The organism is Shewanella sp. 1180_01 (assembly GCF_052850535.1).
Genome location: NZ_VXCT01000019.1, coordinates 28795 through 47524 on the forward strand (window position 1 = coordinate 28795; position 18730 = coordinate 47524).

General features: G+C 46.0%; 10 protein-coding genes. 5 read left to right on the top strand and 5 right to left on the bottom strand.

Annotation, left to right across the window (positions count from 1 at the left end; genetic code table 11):
* Nucleotides 1–165 precede the first annotated feature (165 nt).
* The 4 genes from FW758_RS11830 to FW758_RS11845 all read right to left on the bottom strand — a co-directional run bounded on the left by FW758_RS11830 (nucleotide 166) and on the right by FW758_RS11845 (nucleotide 9325).
* Nucleotides 166–2466, bottom strand: a complete 2301-nt coding sequence (locus tag FW758_RS11830) for an alpha-amylase family protein (RefSeq protein WP_446445482.1) — start codon at nucleotides 2464–2466, stop codon at nucleotides 166–168.
* Complete coding sequence (locus FW758_RS11835; protein ID WP_446445483.1) at nucleotides 2463–4805, bottom strand: glycoside hydrolase family 13 protein; 2343 nt, start codon at nucleotides 4803–4805, stop codon at nucleotides 2463–2465. The genes FW758_RS11830 and FW758_RS11835 overlap by 4 nt, the downstream gene beginning before the upstream one ends.
* A 100-nt stretch (nucleotides 4806–4905) precedes the next feature.
* The gene (locus tag FW758_RS11840) at nucleotides 4906–6405 is read right to left on the bottom strand and encodes a tryptophan halogenase family protein (RefSeq protein WP_446445484.1); all 1500 of its coding nucleotides are present in this window, start codon (nucleotides 6403–6405) and stop codon (nucleotides 4906–4908) included.
* Between the two features lie 124 nt (nucleotides 6406–6529).
* A complete protein-coding gene (locus tag FW758_RS11845; RefSeq protein ID WP_446445485.1) occupies nucleotides 6530–9325 on the bottom strand; it encodes a TonB-dependent receptor in 2796 nt (931 codons plus the stop codon).
* Nucleotides 9326–9821: 496 nt separating this feature from the next.
* Here FW758_RS11845 and FW758_RS11850 point away from each other — a divergent pair, with 496 nt between their 5' ends.
* The 4 genes from FW758_RS11850 (at nucleotide 9822) to FW758_RS11865 (ending at nucleotide 16606) form a co-directional block, all read left to right on the top strand.
* The gene (locus tag FW758_RS11850; RefSeq protein WP_446445486.1) at nucleotides 9822–11444 is read left to right on the top strand and encodes an alpha-glucosidase family protein; all 1623 of its coding nucleotides are present in this window, start codon (nucleotides 9822–9824) and stop codon (nucleotides 11442–11444) included.
* A gap of 133 nt (nucleotides 11445–11577) precedes the next feature.
* Complete coding sequence (locus tag FW758_RS11855; protein WP_432370155.1) at nucleotides 11578–12849, top strand: sugar MFS transporter; 1272 nt, start codon at nucleotides 11578–11580, stop codon at nucleotides 12847–12849.
* Nucleotides 12850–12993: 144 nt separating this feature from the next.
* The gene (locus FW758_RS11860) at nucleotides 12994–14208 is read left to right on the top strand and encodes an RsmB/NOP family class I SAM-dependent RNA methyltransferase (RefSeq protein ID WP_446445487.1); all 1215 of its coding nucleotides are present in this window, start codon (nucleotides 12994–12996) and stop codon (nucleotides 14206–14208) included.
* A gap of 148 nt (nucleotides 14209–14356) precedes the next feature.
* The gene (locus FW758_RS11865) at nucleotides 14357–16606 is read left to right on the top strand and encodes a sensor domain-containing phosphodiesterase (protein ID WP_446445488.1); all 2250 of its coding nucleotides are present in this window, start codon (nucleotides 14357–14359) and stop codon (nucleotides 16604–16606) included.
* 218 nt (nucleotides 16607–16824) lie between these two features.
* Here FW758_RS11865 and FW758_RS11870 read toward each other — a convergent pair whose 3' ends face one another.
* Complete coding sequence (locus FW758_RS11870) at nucleotides 16825–17838, bottom strand: D-alanine--D-alanine ligase (RefSeq protein ID WP_446445489.1); 1014 nt, start codon at nucleotides 17836–17838, stop codon at nucleotides 16825–16827.
* A gap of 429 nt (nucleotides 17839–18267) precedes the next feature.
* Here FW758_RS11870 and FW758_RS11875 point away from each other — a divergent pair, with 429 nt between their 5' ends.
* A complete protein-coding gene (locus FW758_RS11875; protein WP_427614065.1) occupies nucleotides 18268–18726 on the top strand; it encodes a GNAT family N-acetyltransferase in 459 nt (152 codons plus the stop codon).
* The last annotated feature ends 4 nt before the right edge of the window (nucleotides 18727–18730 follow it).

The following is an 18730-nucleotide window of genomic DNA, read 5'->3' on the forward strand; positions in this document are numbered from 1 at the left end:
TATCGCGTTTAAGATATTGTCTTAGCAGTGCATCTAAGTATTTATTCTTTTGTGCAGAGTAACTGTTCTTATTTCGCAACGTGTTATCTCGTAAAAGCCGATCACATTATTTACTGAACGCATTCGACCTTTATTATTCAGCAGTATGCTTATTCAGCCGCTTACTTATTTAGCCGCTTGCTCATTCAGTTGCTTACTCGCGGACTCACTTTTCCGCTCATCTGCCATAACCGTGAGCGAGAGGATCGCCGACGACAGCGGGGCTAGGGTGAGCGCTATCTTGCCTTCGCCTTGTTCAAGCTGCAGCTGGCTTGTTTGATGATCTTCGAGTAAATCCTTAAGCGGATATACGCCGTCCTTTAATTGCCACTGACGGATAAGCTCTTTGGGGAGTTTGAGCTGTAAGGCTTTTGATTCGGTCTTACTGAAGTTACTGACTACAATCAACTTTTGAGTCTGCTTTGAGGTCCCAGATATCACCTCGAAGCGGGCAAAGGCGAAGGTGCTGTCGTCATAGCCCGTTTCGTTTGCAGAACTATTTTGAGTACTCATACTTTGAGCGCTGTTACTTTCAGTGATATGACTTTGAGTCGCATTCTTCTTGCTGCGATTCGTGGCATCGAGTGAATAATATTGGCCTAACAGTGCAGGCGCCGTTTGGCCTGTGCTTAACGTTAATAGTTTTTGATAGTAAGCCCGCAGCGAGGTTTCCTGCGTCGTTGATTGTCCACCATCAAACTTGCCATTGTTCATCCAGCGCTGATGGGCGGGGACACCAACATAGTCAAAAATACTGGTGCGTGATGCGTGACCAAAGCCTGGATTGTCGATGGCGGCTTCTCCCACTTCTTGGCCAAAATACACTAACGTTGGTGAAGTGCCTATCGTTGCCGACACGACCATGGCTGGCAGGGCGTAGTTTGGATTTACGGCTTGGGTCTCTAGGGAGCTATTCGTTGGTTTATTCGTTTGTAACGATGCTAAAAATGCTGCATTACCAATACGTTGTTCGTCGTGGTTCTCTAAAAAGTGCAGCATGTGGGATTCAATATCCTGCACTTTTGCCTGATCCGCCGCGATATTAGCTGTGCTGGTTTTACCCGCCATCACGGCTTTTAGGGTGTCGTAAAGATCGACCTTATCGTACAGATAATCCATTTTTCCAAGCTGGATATAATCTCGGTACAACTTAGGGTTATAGACCTCGGCCAAGATAAAGGCATCGGGATTAGTGTGTTTTATCTGGCTGTTGAGGTAACTCCAAAACTCCACTGGCACCATTTCGGCCATATCGTATCGAAACCCATCGACTCCTTTTGCAAGCCAATATTGGGCAATCTGATTGAATTTAATCCAAGAGCTTGGGATCTTGGCTAAGTGTTGTTGCCAGAAAGCGTAATGCTGCGCTTCAGTAAAAGTGGCGAATTTGGCTGGCAGGCGAGGGAAGTCATAGGTGCCATCGGGGCGTACGCCGTAATTGATTTTAACTGTCTCGTACCAATCATTAGCATCGGGCTTGGCTAAGCGTGAGCCATTTCCAGTCCACTTTGCGGGAAATTCGTCGAATTTACCGTCACTTAAGGGGTGAGTTTCTCCGCCCAGCGGTTTAAGCTCTGCGGGTAAGCTTGGCACCTCAAAGGCATGCGCTTGTCCTTTCGTTCCCTTCACACTGTTATCAACGACGTAATAGAAGTTGTTGTTTTTGGCGTACTCTAGACTGGTATCATCATCTTCGCCAAAATCGCGCACGCCTTGGGGTTTACTGACGGATTGATAATGGCGCGCCACATGATTTGGCACGATATCGATAATCACCTTTAAGCCGTGTTGATGGGTACGGGCAATGAGCGCCTCGAACTCGGCTAAACGCTTGGCAGGATTGACCGCCAGATCTGGGTTGACGTTGTAGTAATCTTTGACTGCGTAGGGTGATCCTGCGCGGCCTTTTACCACATCGGGATCATCTGCACTTACGCCAATCTCACTGTAATCACCAATCAATGCATGGTGCGGAACGCCCGTGTACCACACATGGGTGACGCCTAGGTCCTTGATGCTATTGAGTGCAACATCGTCGATATCATTAAATTTGCCGACACCGTTGTCGGCAATCGTGCCCCAAGGTTTATTCGTTGGGTTTTTATTGCCATAAAGGCGAGTAAAAATCTGATATACGACAGGTTTTAGCGTCATAACCTCACTCTCTGACTTTGGCGGTAACTCATTATCAAGCGCCTGCGCCGATGCATTTGCATTGGCCGATAAGCAAAAAAGCGAGGCAGTTAATAAAGCTGCACTAGATAAAGAGGCATTAAACAAAGACTGTAGACATAAACTGAGTGATGATTGCCGCGACTGTCGGCGCTGCGGGGCTTTCGCCCCTTTGGTCAGTAAAGCCATTATGGGAAATTTAGCCGCTTGTTGGCTCTGAGTCACTCTGGAATCGATAGGTGATAAAAAGCTCAAGACTGAGTTCCTTTTTGAGTTGAGTGTTTGGCTAGGTTGATAGCACTGTTGTTAGTATGAGCGCGCGTTAAAGCGTTAGCTTGATTCCTAGAGAGCATTGAATCTTGGCGGCTCGGCAAGCCAGCATTCAGCGGCGACTTAGACTTAGAATTAGGCTTAAGCTCAAGGATAGTGACACCTGCATGGGGCAATGTTATCGCTTGATTGAGTGAAACTGTTTTGCCACTGATGATATCTGTAGCGGCGCCGCTATCGCCAAGTACACTGGCAAAGCGGTTTATATCTAGCGTGACTGCCTTGTCATTCTTATTGTAAATCACCATGACTTTATCGGCCGAGGGCTGAGTGCAGGCATTGTGTTGGGTTAGAGAATTGTTTTGTATTCGTGACTTGAGCGCCTCGGCTTTTTGTTCAGCAGATAATAGTGCATTTAATACGCATCGAAATTGCACATAGACGCCATCTTGCGGTACAAAGTGCAGTAAATCGCCCGATTGTAGCGCAGGGGATTGTTTACGGTAATTCAGTAGGGTTCTGACAAATTGCTGTGCTTGTCGCTGGGGTTCACTCAGTCCTTGGCCGGTAAAGGCGTTAGTGGCACTGTTGGCAAAACCGCCGGGGAAATCACTGCGCACAACGCCATCGTGACGGCCTTCTGTCGGGCTGGTCATTAACACTTCTGTACCGTAGAACAGCTGCGGAATGCGTTTGGCGGTCAGCACATAGGTGAGTGCCATCTTGTATAAGTCTATATTTTCCTTCACTAAACTGAAGATACGATTGGTGTCGTGATTGCCTTCAAATAGCACTAGTTGACTGGGATCGGCATACACAAGATCGTTGGCTAACATCTCATAAAGCTTGATAAAACCTGTGTCCCAGCTTTCCGGCTCATTGAGGCTGGCAATCAATTTTTCATATAGCGGGAAGTCCATCAAACTGGGTAAATCTGAGGTATAGCCATCGATATTGATTTTGCCCTTTTGCCAATAGGACATTGTGATGGGGTTTGCGGTCCATTCTTCGCCCACAATATTAAAATTCGGGTACTCAGTCATTACGGCCTTAGACCATTTAGCGAGAAACCCTTTGTCGGCGTAGGAATAAGTATCTTCGCGGATCCCTGAAAGTCCTGCGTACTCGACCCACCAAATACTGTTTTGGATAAGATAGGTTGCCAGTTTGGGATTGCTTTGATTCAGATCCGGCATAGTGTCGGTAAACCAGCCGTCGACAAAATCACTATGATCTTGCGCTGCCGCGTAGGGATCTTGCACTGTGGTGCGCCTATGACTGGTAAAACGGGGGCTGGTAACGCTGGATGTGATAGTGCTGGATTTAGTATCGGCAGACTGAGTTAAGTCAGGCTTGGATTCGTGATTGTTTAGCGGCGTTTTTGTGGCGTCATTGAGCCAGTCTTGGCTAGGTAAATCGTTGAGCCACCAATGATTAGAGCCGATATGATTCACGACAACATCTTTAATTACCCCAAGGCCAAGCTTGTTAGCCTTAGCGACTAAGGCTTTATAATCCTCATTGCTGCCAAAGCGGGGATCGACGCGGTACAAATTGGTAATTGAGTATCCGTGGTATGAATATTGGGCTTGATTATTCTCAAGCAGTGGATTGATCCATAACTGAGTCACCCCGAGTTTTGCCAGATATGCTAAGTGCTGGCTGATCCCTGCGATATCGCCGCCATGGCGAGCATCGTGATAATAGGGGTTGCTGGGATTGCTAGGAGAGTTAGCCGCGACTTGCTCTATCATATCGGCCTGATTGTCATTGCTCGTGTCGCCATTGGCGAATCTGTCTGGCGTGATAAGGTAAATCACATCCTTATTGCTAAACCCTTGGCGTTCACGGCTGCCCTTAACACGCGCTTGCAACGTATAGGGCAGGCGATAAAGAGGCGTGTTGGTTTTTGAAGCGCTGGTTTTTGAAGCCAAGTCAGTGCTGGAAATCACCAGCTCAAAGGTTTGCGGCGCAGCTTGGCTCAGATCTAAATTGATAAACAGATAGTGAGGGTTATCAATGTGTTCAAGGCTTTTTAGCGTGATGCCGTGCCCTTGGATATCAACCTTAAGCTGCTGCGGTAAGCTAGGGAAATCGCGGCTATACAGCATTAACTGTAACTCAGGATTTTGCATTCCCGCCCACCAAAAAGCGGGTTCGAGTGTCAGGTCTTGATGCTGGCTTGATGTGTCTTGATGCTGGCTTGATGTGTCTTGAAGTGGTGAAGAGAGACTGCTTGAACTTGCCTGCGCTGTGTGGGCAGAGGCGCCTAGGCTAAGCATAATCACTAAGGAAGTGGTGAGAGACCGCAGGTTTAATATCATATTCTTTCCTTGTTGATTCAAATTTAAACTGCAAATTCAATTTATAAATCGATGAGTTAGTACACTCTTAACGTCAGTTGTAACTCTTAAGCCGTATTTATTATTTATGTGTCGATAAGTGCGCTAAATACTGATCATGGGTAGGTAGCTTAGTGACGGTATTATCAATAATGGTGCGCATGTTGAGCAGAAATTCACTCAGTGCTTGCGGTTGAATGGTTGCCGCTAATGGATTGAAATCTCGAGGCCTAATGCCTTGCCCCAACATGACTTGTATCCATGCGGCTTCGGTAAAAAGTTCATCTTGATGTCTAAACACTGTGCCTGTGGCACGAAATAGGGCGATTTTTTGCTGCAAACTCTCTGGCAGAACCATGGTTCGGCATTGATGCCAAAACCCATTTTCCTGAGCATCTTCCCTTTGGTTTAAATGATAGTGCAAGATAATAAAATCGCGGATTTGTTCAAATTCAAGTTGGGACTGGCGATTAAATTCATCGACATTCGCTTGTGCAATTCCTTGATGTGGAAAGAGTTTACTTAAGCGAATAATCGCTGATTGGACTAAATGCAAGCTGGTGGATTCTAAAGGCTCTAAGAATCCACTCGAAAGGCCGATGGCGACACAATTTTTATGCCACTGTTTGATTCGTCGTCCGGTCGTGAAATTGATTTTCTTAGGTTCAGCCAAAGGCTTACCATCTAAATTACTGAGTAAAAGCTGTTTGGCGGCGTCATCACTGATATAGCGACTGCAATAGACTAACCCATTGCCTGTGCGGTGCTGCAGCGGGATCCGCCATTGCCAACCCGCATCATGGGCGATAGAACGTGTATAAGGCACTATTGCTGGCGTTTTTTCGCAGGGTACGGCATAGGCGCTGTCGCAGGGGAGCCAGTGTTGGTAGCTATCGAAGCCAACCTTGAGCGCTTTTTCTATCAGTAGCGCGGCAAAGCCCGAGCAATCGATAAAGAAATCGGCTTTTACGGTTTGTCCTGTTCCTAAGATTACACTTTCAATATCGCCGTTTGGCGTGAGTTCAACCGCCGTAATTTTGCCTTCGATACGCTTTACTCCCAGTTGCTCACTGAAACGCCGTAAAAATTGGGCATAGAGCGCTGCATCGAAATGATAAGCATGAGTTAAGCCGGCAAGGGGAGAGTTTGGGATCTGCTGGAGTACTTGAAATTTATTGTGTTTTGCCGCTTGGTAATTAACCGAATAATCCCAAAACGAATTGACCTCTGTTGGGGAGGTGCTGAGCCAGTAATGATGAAATTGAGTAAAACCTATATCTTTACCTATATTGCCAAAAGCATGCATATAGGCTTCATCTGGTTTGCCCCAATTTTCGAATTGAATACCCAATTTAAACGTTGCTTGGGTGGCATTGATAAAATCGGCTTCGGAAATCCCAAGGACGTTATTGAATATTTGCAGTGGTGGAATGGTGGCTTCACCTACGCCCACTGTGCCTATATCTTCAGATTCAATCAGGGTGATATTCAGTGTTGATTTAAACAATCTTGCCAACATGGCCGCCGTCATCCAACCTGAAGAACCGCCACCGACAATGACGATATCTTTGATTTTATTCATGATATATGCCTTTTATTTTATAATTAGTGGTGATCAGTTAACGCAGATGAATAGCCTAGTGGCTTGAAATGATAAAGTAAAAAAGCCTCTGTAACAGGTTACAGAGGCTTTAAGCCGTGCAGGATTAGAACTTATAGTTCGCGCCTAACATAAAGTTACGGCCATAGTTTTGGTAATCACGGACTAAACGTTGATCATCGCTAGTGTAAGAGGTGAAAGGCTCGTTGGTTAAGTTGTTCACTTGGAACTGAACAGATAAACCATACAGGGACTCAATACCACTTTCGCTAAAGTCATAACCGATTTGTGCATCAACCACAGTTTCCGCTTTGATGTTCACGTTTTCGCGTTGCAGGCTGATCTTTGTGACTTCACCTAGGAAGTCGCTGCGGTAGCGTGAGCTAATGCGTGCTTCAAAGCCTGAGTTTTCATAGTAGATCGTCGCGTTTAAGGTTTTTTCTGACAGACCTGGCAAGGTTGTTGGATTGCTGGTCGGGGTTTCCTTCACTTCACTGTCGTTATACGAGCCACTAATAACAGTACCAAAGCCACTTAACACATCGGCAAACATACCAAAGTCGACAGATACAGAGGCTTCAACACCTTGAACATAACCACCTTCACCGTTTTGTGGTTGGGTGACATCGCCAATCGGGTTATCAGTAGGCCCTTGTGGGAATAGGGTGCTGAAATCAAAGTCTGTATGTTGATCGTAAACGAAGTTTTCAAGATCTTTGTAGAATACTGCTACCGAGAAATAACCTTGGTCGCTGAAATAGTTTTCATAGCTTAAGTCATATTGACGGGCTAACCATGGACGTAACTCAGGATTACCTGCGTTACCACTCCAGTTAACGTTGCCACCACTTGGGTTAGCTGAATAAGTGTAGTTTAGGTTGGCATTCATTTTGTCCATGCGTGAACGGGTTAACGTGCGCGCTGCGGCTAAACGAACCACTTGGCTATCGGCGACTTCGAAACTTAAGTTAACGCTTGGCAGCCATTCAACATAGGAATCACCCGCAGTGCGCGGTGTTAACACCACTAAGCCATTTTCAACCGTTGCCACTGTACCGTCAGAGGATTGATCGGTATGAACCGCTTGTAAGCCTGCGTTGCCAGTCAAAGGAATACCAAACACTTCTGATTCAAGGTTGGCCATCACATAGCCCGTTGTCACTTTTTCCTGTACAGCCCAAGAGTTAGTAGCGCGTGAAAGATCCACATCAGCGACGTCAGTTTCTGTATAGTTACCGTCATTGTAGAAAGCCAACGAGTCGTAACTTAATACATTGCCCATGCCAAAGAAGTCGAGTGACGTTGGTGCAAGTAAGTATTGATCTGGTACTGCCATAGTGTAATTGGCAGAACCGTCATAACCTTTGAGTGTCAGGTAATAACCTTTATCTAATTTGGTTTTATCGCGATTAGTACGATTGACACCAAACTCAACGCTACGAACGGCACCGCCATCGAGCACATATTCAGCGCTTAAACGGAAGGATTTTAGCTCATCCTCAATTTCAGGTTTGTTGATAAAGCCGTCTTGAGTGTTAGCGCCTAGCGGGCTACCCCAACCGAGTGGATCGCCAAGTTTGATCAGGTTTTTATCAGAATAATCGAGGTTATGGTCAAATACATAACCGCCTTTACCGTTGTAAGCAAAGCCTAAATCGTCAACCGCACCCACACCTGTACCGCGGCCAGTTCCTGAGTAACTTTCCATACCTATGTCAGTACGGTTAGCTCTAGACATGGAGATATCGGCTTCAACATTCCAGTTATCATTGATGTTGAATTTGTTATTCCAGCCAATAGAAAGAGAATCCGCATCACGTTTGTTCACGTCGTTACGGATAACGACTTCAGCGCCATTAATGGCACCAGCTGTCATTAATCCATCACTCACTGTAGGAGAAACTAGTCCACCATTAGTACCCCATGCACCAGGGATTTCAATGCCTCGTAGGCGTTGATCATCGGTAAATTTAGAGTAGTAAATGTCTAAGGTTGAGTGGAAAGTGGTATTTGGTGCATATTCAAATACGGCGAGCACACCATCACGTTCTAATTCACTTGAGCGAACGAAGGGCTTGGCTCCACCTAAACCTTTAAATCCAGCTGCTTCGCCAGGTACACCATTATAATCGGCATTGGCGTTATAAAACTCTTGGCCATTATCAATGTGCTTATATAAATCTGGGTAACCCCAAGCTTGCCAACGTTCTTCTTGGTTAGGTGACATCATGCGAGCATAACCAATGGCGACACCAATAGTGTCATCGGCGAATTGGTCAATATAAGAGATACTGCCGCGGTAGCCTGTGTCACTTGAGCCGCTGTTTAATGAACCTAAATCGTTCATTTCGCCGCGTAGCGAAACGGCAATCGTTTGTTCACCGTGGGCTAAAGGACTGATTGTTTGCATATCAACCGTACCGCCGATGGCTTGCGCCATCACAGAGGCATCGGGTGTCTTGTAAACCACAACGCGATTTAATAACTCAGATGGATATTGGTCGAATTCCACACTGCGGTTATCGTTTACAGAGGCTTGTTCGCGACCATTTAATGTGGCGGTAGTGAAGTCAGGGCCCATACCGCGGATAGAAATTACGTTGGCACGACCATCGAGTCGTTGTGCCGATACGCCAGGTAATCGTGCTAGAGATTCTGCAATACTGACATCAGGTAATTTACCTATGTCTTCCGCTGAAATGGCTTCAACGATAGAAGAAGATGACATCTTAAGTGATTGGGATTCTTGCAAGCTACGACGAATACCAGTGACTTGAATCACTTCAATATTTTCATCTTTAGCTGTCTTATCTGTCGCCGCTTCATCTGCCGCATAGGAGTGCATACTCGCACCTGCGGCAATGAGCGCTAAGGTTAGCAAACTGGGTTTAAATCGCATCATATCTCTCTTCCCCTTGGAGTCGCTTTATCGCTTTGTAGAGCGTTTATCGTTATCACCGCGTTATGTTTGCGGCCTTTTTTTTTGGTATCTGGGCGCTTAATTGACTGCATAAGTGCTGCGTTTATGACCAAATTGTTATGCAACGGTGAAGATACTACTCCCGAGCTTCTTGGCGGAACAACAGAGTGCATACGTATTCAATGCCTCGTTGAGTTAAGAATAGCCGTTAACTGGGGGAAATCTCATGGAGTAAAATGATTTTATTTTGCAATTAAGTGTTTGTTAGTAAATGGTAAAGCGAGTTATATCTCAATGTGATTTATGGAGAGGTCTTCTGCATACGTATGCAGGTGTATTGAACCTTATTTCCCTCTTCACGTATGCTCGGTGACACAAAATAAGCCGCGATACCTTTACTCTGCAGTAACAAAACGATAACTGTTTGCGTGAGTGTGTTAGGGAAAAATCGCTGTAGAATAACGATAAAGGGGCAACAATGAGTGAGTTAACTTGGTGGCGTGGCGCGGTGATTTATCAAATTTATCCGCGTAGCCTTTTAGATACTAATGGTGATGGCGTTGGTGATTTGCGTGGCATTATCGCTAAGCTGAACTACATTGCGAGCCTCAACGTCGATGCCATCTGGATTTCACCATTCTTCAAATCGCCCATGGCAGATTTTGGCTACGACATCAGTGACTACCACGAAGTTGACCCTCTTTTTGGCACTATGCATGATTTCGATAAATTGATTGAAAAAGCCCACGACTTAGGCATTAAGGTCATTATCGACCAAGTATTAAGTCATACCTCTGATCAGCATGCGTGGTTTGTTGAAAGCCGCGAGAGCCGTACGAATCCCAAAGCGGATTGGTACGTGTGGGCCGATCCTAAGGAAGACGGCACAGCGCCTAACAACTGGCTCGCGATTTTTGGTGGTTGCGCTTGGGAATGGGAGCCGCGCAGACAACAATACTATTTACATAACTTCCTGCGTAGCCAGCCCGATATCAATTTCCATAACCCTGACGTGCGCCAAGCTGTGCTGGATAATGTTGAATTCTGGCTTAAAAAAGGCGTTGATGGCTTTCGCTTAGATGCGATTACCTTCTGTTATCACGATGAACAACTCAGGGACAATCCGGCAAAACCTAAGGATAAACGTCAGGGCCGAGGTTTCAGTGAAGATAACCCTTACGCCTATCAATATCATTACTACAATAATGACCGTCCGCAAACCATCGCGTTTATTGAAGATTTACGAAAGCTTATTAATCGTTATCCTGGTGCGGTGACCTTAGGTGAAGTGTCTGCCGAAGACTCTTTAGCTGTGATGGCGGCGTACACTAAGGGTGAAGATCGCCTGCACATGGCCTACAGTTTTGAGCTACTGACCGACGATTACAGCGCCGCTTATATTCGCCAAACCGTAGAGGCATTAGAAGCGAGCATTGGTGATGGCTGGCCTTGTTGGGCTATCGGTAATCATGATGTGCAGCGCGTGGCGAGCCGTTGGGGGCAGGGCAAGCAGAATTCAGACATGGTCAAAATGCTCAATGCCATGCTAAGTTCACTGCGCGGTAGTGTGTGTAGTTATCAAGGTGAAGAACTCGGTTTAACCGAAGCGCCGATTGAATACCATGAGTTGCAAGATCCCTTTGGCAAAACCTTCTGGCCTATGTTTAAAGGTCGTGATGGTTGCCGTACGCCAATGCCATGGCAACAAGGCGCCGATTTTAGCGGTTTTAGTGAGGTTTCACCCTGGTTGCCGATCGCCCCTGCGCATCAAGCGTTAGCGGTGGATGTACAAGAATCAGATGCAGATTCCATGCTTAACGGTTATCGACGTTTTCTTGCTTGGCGTAAATTACACCCAGTGCTGGTTGAAGGCGATATCCAATTTGTGGATACTAATGAGCCCATCTTGGCCTTTATCCGCACCTTAGGCGAGCTCAAAATATTCGTCGGATTCAACTTAGGCGATACCAATGTTGAGTTGGATTTATCACAGTTTAAATTGGGTGAAATATTAACGGGACATGGCCTGAAAATCGCACAAATAGAAAACAATCAGCTGAAGTTTTCGGCATTTGCCAGCTTTTATGCAGTTTTAAACTGAAAATGATTCATTTTTATTCGGCTGAGGTGTTATATACCCAAGCCCACTATTCGACGTAAAGCCGCCCACGGGCACACTGGGGAATGTAACCTTACTGAGTTCCTGATAATAAAAACATACAGAGAGAATAACTATGGCGTCATCAATTAATACCGATAGCTACACGAGCAGCACTGGCGAAAATGGGTCGGGCAGTTATCGTTTTGCCTTGATCTCATTAACTTCACTGTTTTTTATGTGGGGTTTTATCACTTGCTTGAACGATATTCTGATCCCGCATCTTAAAGCGGTGTTTTCACTGAATTACACTCAAGCCATGTTGATCCAGTTTTGTTTCTTCGGTGCTTACTTCTTAGTGTCGATCCCCGCCGGTAACTTAGTGAAAAAACTGGGTTATCAAAAGGGGATTGTTACTGGTCTTGTGATTGCGAGTATTGGCTGTGCGCTGTTTTATCCAGCGGCCACGCTAGCGACCTATAATCTGTTTCTTGGCGCGTTATTCGTTTTAGCATCGGGTATCACTATCCTACAGGTGGCAGCTAACCCCTATGTTAACGCCTTAGGCAGTAGCGAAACTGCCTCGAGCCGTTTAAATTTAACGCAAGCTTTCAATGCATTAGGTACAACAGTCGCACCATTCTTTGGTGCAATGTTAATTCTTTCTGTCGCCAGTTCGGTATCAAGCGATTTAGCCCACGCAAGCGCCGAAGCCGAAGTGGTTAAACTGCCATACCTGTTACTTTCTGGCGCCTTGGCTATCTTAGCGCTGATTTTTGCGAAGTTAGATTTACCAGTGATCCGTGAGCATGATGAAAGTGTTCAAGGTGAAGTACAAACCCATCTAGGTAAAACCAGTGCCTTGCAAAGCAAGCACTTAGTGCTCGGCGCTGTGGGTATTTTTGTGTATGTCGGTGCCGAAGTGTCTATCGGTAGCTTCTTGGTCAGTTTCTTAGGTGAAAGCCATATTGCCGGTATGCCAGAAGCTGAAGCCGCCCATTACATCGCCTATTACTGGGGCGGCGCTATGGTGGGACGTTTCATTGGCTCTGTGGTAATGCAAAAAGTGCCGGCTGGCTCAGTGCTTGCGTTTAATGCCTTTATGGCGGCGCTACTTGTGGTTGTGGCGATGACAACCAGTGGCAGCATTGCCATGTGGGCAATTCTTGGGGTGGGGTTATTTAACTCGATTATGTTCCCAACGATCTTCAGCTTAGCGCTGCGTGATTTAGGTCCACACACTTCACAGGGCAGTGGCATTCTATGTCTGGCAATTGTGGGTGGTGCGATTCTACCTTTATTCCAAGGCATGTTAGCGGATAACCTTGGCGTGCAACTCGCCTTTATTCTGCCTGTTATTTGTTATGGCTTTATCTTGTTCTATGGCTCTAAAGGCTCAAAAATGTAACGGGTTAACTGGCTGACACTTAAAAGCGATCCCTTTGGATCGCTTTTTTTATGGCTTTAACCTTAACTCAGCGCCAGCGTGCTTGCGTATTAGGGCCTGACCTCCTATGATCCTCCGGTTTTATCATTCATGGTGACCTTTTAAATGTTGAATTCTCCGCTTTCTGCCAGCTCGAACGAATTAGTGATCAGTATCTTAACTATGGTGCTGAGCCAAGGAAAACCCTTAGATCGGGCCTATTCTCAGCATTTTTCTGGGTTGCAATTGGTACCCGCCGAACAGGCGCGTATCGCACTAACGACGGGTGATATCCTACGTCGCTTAAATTTATATTGTTATCTGGCGGAAATCAGTCCAGATGAGATGGAGCGTTTTGGCTCTAAATTGCTAAATGCGTGGCATTTATTCCATGGGCTTGAACTGCCTAAAATGCAATATTCGCTGCAAGTCGATGAGGCGCGTTTAGCTGAGCGCACTGAGCAGGCGAAAACTAAGCCAGTACTGTGGGACGGTTGCCCTGAGTGGCTAGATGCGATGGGCCGTGAGCAATTAGGCGAGTCTTGGGAAAAAGAGCGCGCCGCGTTAAGCACAGCGCCGAAGCGTTTTTTACGCGCTAACAGCCTTAAAGTGACGCGTGATGAATTGGCCGCTAAGCTTGCCGCTGAGTTTGTGAGCACGCTGAGCGTTGATGGGGTCGACTCTGCCCTTGAAGTGACCTCCGATTCTGCCTTGTTCCGTACCCAAAGCTTTAAAGATGGCTTATTCGAGCAGCAAGATGCGGGCTCTCAGCGCGTGGCGGCGGCGCTTGATGCCAAGCCAGGCATGAAAGTCATCGATGCTTGCGCAGGCGCGGGTGGCAAAACCTTACACATAGCCGCGCAAATGCAGGGCAAAGGGCGCTTGTTGGCCATGGATGTGGAGCAATGGAAACTCGACAAACTCAAAGAGCGTGCCCGTCGCAATGGGGCGCACAATGTCGAAACCCGTGTGATTGCCAGCAGTAAAACCATTAAACGCTTAAAGCTCAGTGCCGATCGGGTATTACTCGATGTGCCATGCTCAGGTTTGGGCGTATTAAAGCGTAATCCAGATGCAAAATGGCGCGATACTGTTGAGCGTTTACCTGTGTTAATGGAGCTTCAAAAGCACATTTTAACCAGCTACAGCCGCATGGTGAAGGTTGGTGGCATAGTGGTTTATGCGACCTGTTCAATCTTCCCCTGCGAGAACCGCGGTCAAGTCGATGCGTTTTTAGCCGAGAATCCTAATTTCCGCCTGATTGAGGATGAAAGTATCAGCCCAGCCGATAGCGGATTTGATGGTTTTTACCTTGCAAAACTTGAACGTATTCAAGAATAAAGCCCTGCAGTTAAGACTAAAGTAAGCCCTTTATTGAATTGATACAGGGTTTACTTAGTTAACATTAGTGCCTAGAATTTCCTATAAGTTATAAATATTTTAACATTGTGAATGTGTATTTATATTGCAACTTTTTTCTAAGGGAATTATGGCGTCCGGCGTTAATCTTCCAGATCTGCTTGACCATGCTGACGTTAAACTCGCCCACAATGTCAGCATAGCTTGCTATAGCAGTATTCTCTCTATGCTGCTTAATGGCGCACCGCTACATGAAATCTTGCACGCCTTAGTGCTAAAAATCGAAGCGCAAAAGATAGGCACTCGAGGGTCTGTATTACTGCTCAGCGGTGACGGCAAACGTTTGTTGTTAGGTGCTGCGCCCCATTTACCCGACAGTTACAACCAAGCGATTAATGGGGTCGAGATTGGCCCAAATGTTGGCTCCTGCGGAACAGCGGCGTATTTAGCAAAGCGGGTTATCGTTGAAGATATCGCTACACATCCTTATTGGGAAAATTATAAAGAACTGCCACTGCGCGCCGGTCTTAAATCTTGTTGGTCTGAACCTATCAAAGATACTCAAGGCAAAGTGCTCGGCACATTTGCCATGTACTACGATACGATAAAGTCCCCAATAGAGCTTGATTTGGAGCTGATTTCAGAGGCTGCACGATTAGCCAGTTTGGCCATTGAACGCAGTCGAGCAATGGAGTTTCAGCGTTTAGCAGTGAAAATTTTTGACCGCTTACCTTTAGCTCTGGTTATCTCCAATTCCGATGATTCCGTTCTCTATGCTAACCCCGCTTTTAAACACATCGTTCTTCCGCAAGATATTGATATCGAAAACTTTAACCCAAAGATGTTTTTATCTGCGTCTCAATCGAATGAGTTAGTCGGCCTATTTGAGCATTTAGCGCAGGATAAAATGTGGCAGGGGGAATTGGTTGGCTTAAGGGGCAATGGCGAGGAGTTTTATCTAGATCTTATCGTCACCACGTTTCGAGAGCCCAATGGATTACAACCATGTTTTGCGTGGTTATTTTCTGATATTAGCGAACGTAAAAAAGCGGCGCAGCTGATTAAGTATCAGGCCAATAATGACTCGCTTACTGGGCTTGCTAACCGTAATGCCTTGTTTAAACAGATCCAATCTTTAATTACCTCCGACAGTCTGACGCCCGGTTTTAGTTTTATGCTGATGGATTTAGATAACTTTAAACAAGTTAACGACACCCATGGCCACGACAAAGGTGATGCGTTATTAGTGCAAGTGGTGCGGCAGATTTGCGAGTGCCTCAATGACACTATGGTGTTTGCGCGCCTCGGCGGTGATGAGTTTGCCTTACTGTTACCTGGGATAGTCAATCAGAAAGAGTTGGCGCAACTTGCTGAAACAATTAATAAGCATGTTGCTAAACGTTATGTGCTTGCCGATGGTAAAGGCGTTTATAGCTCGGTAAGCATTGGAATTGCGCGTTTTCCTGAAGATGCCCTCGATCTCGAGCAGCTGTTAAATTGCGCCGATCAGGCCATGTATATTTCTAAGGCTAATGGTCGTAATCGTTATCATTTTTTTACTGAGCAAATGCAGCTTAATGCCGAGCGCATTGCCAGCCTTCATAATCAACTCAAGCAGGCACTGGATCAACAGACTTTTGAGCTTTATTACCAGCCCATAGTGAATGCGACCACAGGTTTGATTGTTCGCGCCGAAGTGCTGCTGCGCTGGCAGCATGAAGGGCAATTCATTCCCCCCGATGAGTTTATTCCCATTGCGGAGAACAGCGGCTTAATCGTTGATATTGGTCGAGATGTGCGCCTTGGCGCGATGCAAACCATCTTAGAAATGCAGGCTCATAATTGGCCGATTAACTTATCGGTGAATGTGTCGACCTTTGAGTTTTGGTCCCATGAACTGCAAGATGCCTTTGTGGATTCCTTTGCCGCGATTACCGAGCAACTTGAGGTGACAGATTTCCCCTATGACAGGTTAACCCTTGAGATCACTGAGTCTTTGCTGATGAAGCAACATACACATCTTATTGATGTGCTTAATGGTCTGCGGATTAAGGGGATCAAAATTTCCTTGGATGACTTTGGTACTGGCTACTCGTCCTTGTCCTATTTAGCGAATTTCCCTATCGATCAAATTAAGATTGATAAGAGCTTTATCGACCGATTAGATGAAGGCAAGCGCCACGAAGCGTTGGTGGAGGCCATAGTGCGGTTAAGCCATGCGTTAGATTTAACCGTGACGGCAGAAGGGGTGGAAACTGAGTCCCAACTTAAGTTTGTGATGTCGAATCATATTCAAGAGATTCAAGGCTACCTTTTCTATAAACCTATGCCTAAAGCTGCCTTCTTTGCGCTGTTGGCAAAGCAAGCTGAACTGCATTAGGGTTTTAACGTTGGACCTTGATGTTTGACCTAGATGTGAGGGCGGCTTAATCAGCGACAGTCTGATTTAGATATCGGGCTTAGATGTAAGGTTAGAATCAAGAGTTAAATATAACCAATTGAAATATAAAAACAAAAAGAGCGCCAAGGCGCTCTTTTTATTACTGAAAACGGGTGCTGCACACAGTATCTGCGTTCACATTGAGTCAGGTGGCAGACCTAAGATTTAGCGGTTAGCTGACCGTTAATCACTAGGCTCAAGTATTCAGTAAAGTCATGGCCGTGATTTTGCAGCATTTTAGGGAACATAGAAATCGGCGTAGAACCAGGGAAGGTATTGATTTCATTCAATAGAATTTCATTGTCCGCGGTTAAGAAAAAGTCGATGCGCGATAAGTGACGCAGCTTCATTCCTTTAAATGCCTTGATTGCATAGGCGCGGATCTGTTCGCTGATCTCTGCTGAAACATGCTGCGCGACCACATCGGTGCGCGCTTTACTGTTTTTGGCGTATTTCTCATCGAAGGTGTAGAAGGTGTTGGTATCACAGATGATTTCACCAGGCACTGTCGCCACCACTTCTCCATTGTACTCGTAGACAGCTACTTCTAACTCGCGGGCTTTAATGGTTTTTTCAACGATCACATAGGGTGCATAGCCAAAAGCATCCTTAAGCACGCCTGCAACTTTATCGCTGTCATCCACTTTGTAACAACCAACAGAGGAACCCTGTGATGCTGCTTTAACGAAGATCGATCCCCATTGTGCCAATGCCGCTTGGGTTTGCTCAATCGCCGCATCATCGAACTGATTCAGGAAAATATATGGCGTATTAGGAATACCTAAGGCCGAGAACCACATTTTAGCGGTGATCTTATTGAAGCAGTTACTGCTCGCTTCGGATTCACAGCCAAAATAGGGCAGTTGGATCAGATTAAAATAGGATTGAATGTCGCCAGTCTCGCCGGGATAGCCATGAATGCAAGGAATGACGTAATCGACTGGCCATGGCGTTTTGCTTTCACCACGGAAGCGAATCTCGCGGCTATTGGTCAGCTCACAGTCGTCACCAGCGGCAGTGCGGTACTGGCCGAATTTATCCAGCTCGACTCGCAACACGGAAAACTGCTCAGATTTTGCCAGTGAGGTTTCAAAATAGTTGGCCGACATTAATGAAATATCGTGTTCGGCACTTCCGCCGCCGCACAGCAAAAGCAGATTGATCTTAGACATTGTGATTCCTCAAAGTGAGCAAAATCGGATGATATCGGCCTGTGGCAATACGAACATCATCCTATAGTACAACCGCTGTCATCTTAGTTTTCTTGTCCCCATGAGTGCAAGGTTTTGCTGACTGACAGCTATTAAGTGGTGAATTTTAACGCATTTAATCGCACTGCAAATAAGGGCTTGTGCATTTGGTGAATTTTATTTTGATTTTTGTGGGGTTAGCTGCCAATGTTTTGCAACTGTGGAATCACTATTAGCCGCGATGAATAGCCGCGAAAAAAATTAGCAGTGATACAAATTATCAGTGACCAAATGACACGACAGTGAGTGTAACGGCATTCGGGATGCATTTCAGCATGGCATTGTTGCATTGAACGACTATGGTCAGATGTCATCGTAAAGCGTTTTGGTGAATCATGAGGAGAAATCAGTATGACGAATAAAAACATTCGGTTAGCTCAGTTACACGATGCAGAGAGTATTCAGTTGCTACTTGAGCAGCTAGGTTATGCTTTGCCTGTCGCCGCGTTAGCCCAGACATTAACCGAGTACCAAGATAATCCCCAGTCCCGCAGTGATGAGCTATTAGTATGTGAGCAACCCAATGCACAGGGTGAGCCGCAAGTTGTCGCTGTGATGGCCTTAATGTTCTTTGATTATTTCCCCGCCTTGAGTCGTATTTGTCGTATAACGGCGATTGTGGTGAATGCCGATATGCGGGGTCAGGGCATAGGCACTCAGCTGATCGATTTTGCTAAAGCGCGCGGAAGACAAGAAGCCTGTCAGTTACTCGAACTCACCACATCGACCCAGCGCATCGCCACTCAGCAATACTATGAAAGCATAGGGTTTACCAAAACCTCCTTCCGTTATAGCTTAGTCTTGAGCTAAACGA